Annotated in this window: 1 protein-coding gene; it reads left to right on the top strand. The window is 29.6% G+C overall.

The window, feature by feature from the left end; translation table 11 throughout:
- Positions 1–284: 284 nt before the first annotated feature.
- The coding region (locus L21TH_RS04005; RefSeq protein WP_034429270.1) for an ABC-ATPase domain-containing protein at positions 285–1,732 on the top strand (1,448 nt) is incomplete at its 3' end.

The following is a 1,732-nucleotide window of genomic DNA, read 5'->3' as shown; positions in this document are numbered from 1 at the left end:
TAGAAAAAATTGAAAAGCGATTAAGTGAAATAGAAAGTTATTTGAGAAGGTCAAGAAGACCGCCTTTCTTAAGACCCAGATAATACATTCTTAGTCGATGGATAATAAGTCCATCGACTACTTATATTTATCTAATGGTCACTTTATATTGGACAAGATAGGGGATATTTTATAATATTAGTAATGTATAATTTATAATTATTTAAGTAAATAGAAAAATATAAAAGATATAACTTAATAATACAAGAAAATTTGGAAAAAATACTAAAGATAGGAGGATAGAAATGAAAACCAAAGAGTTTTTAGAAAAAAAATTAAAACAAATTAATAATAAAGGATATAAACAATATAAAGGTATACATGGTAAATATGATTTTGGTAATTATATTCTTTTTATTGATTATGTTCAAGGAGACCCTTTTGCTAGTCCTAGTAGAGTAAGGGTTAGAATGCCATTAAATACTGCTAAAATCCCTAAAGAGCTATTCAATACTAAAGCAAAAAAAATAGCTGTAGAGGATTTCTTAACAAGAAGTTTTCATAGAGAGAGTAGAAGTTATAACAAACGTAGAGGAAGTGGAAAGAGCGGACTTATCCAGATAGATGTAGGCGGACAAGAAATGATAGAGAGGACATCGGCTGAAGTCAACGAAGGATATATTGAAGTTAGATTTGTTATTGGACTTCCAGCTAAGGGAAGAAGAGTATTAGGAATGCAAGCTATAGAAATGATATTTGAAGATATACCAAAAATAATTAATAATTCAATAGTTTATGATAATTTTAATAAGACTTTATTAATAGATTTTGTTAATACTATGGAAGACCAAGAATATTTGAGAGAGGAAATGAGAAAAAAGGGCCTTATTACTTTTGTAGCTAATGATTCAATCCTACCTAGAGAGAGTGGAATTAGCGATAGACCTATGAAAGGTAAAAAAGTAGTACCATTTGAGTCTCCAGAAGAATTAAAAGTTGAGTTTAACCTTCCTAATAAAGGACATATAAAAGGTATGGGAATACCACAAGGTGTAACCTTAATAGTAGGTGGAGGTTATCATGGCAAGTCAACTTTATTAAGAGCTATAGAAAGAGGGATTTATAATCATATACCTGGTGATGGAAGAGAATTCGTTCTAACTACAAGGTATGCAGTTAAAATAAGAGCCGAAGATGGACGAAATGTACATAAAGTAAATATCACTCCTTTTATAAACAATTTACCTTTTGGGGTTTCAACGGAGGAGTTTGAAACTGAAAATGCTAGTGGTAGTACATCACAAGCAGCTAATATAATGGAAGCTTTAGAAATTGGTACTAACCTTCTCTTATTAGATGAAGATACCAGTGCAACAAATTTTATGATTAGAGATGGAAGAATGCAAGCTTTAGTGTCAAAAGATAAAGAGCCTATAACTCCTTTTATAGACAGGGTAAAACAGCTATATAACGAAGAAAATGTTTCTACTATTTTAGTGATTGGAGGCTCTGGTGATTATTTTGATGTAGCAGACCATGTAATAATGATGGAAAATTATAAACCAATAGATGTAACAGGAAATGCTAAGAAAATTAGTAATGAATATAAAAGCTTAAGAAATAATGAAGGGAAAGATAACTTTGATATTCATATAGAAAGAATACCTTTAAAAAATAGTATGAAATTAAAAGGTAAAACAAAAGTAAAAACGAAAGGCTTACATAAAATTCTTTATGGAAAAAATACTATTGA

The organism is Caldisalinibacter kiritimatiensis (assembly GCF_000387765.1).
In the GTDB taxonomy this organism is placed as follows: domain Bacteria; phylum Bacillota; class Clostridia; order Tissierellales; family Caldisalinibacteraceae; genus Caldisalinibacter; species Caldisalinibacter kiritimatiensis.
The sequence above is the reverse complement of the archived record's forward strand: the minus strand, read 5'-3'. Positions and strand labels throughout refer to the sequence as shown.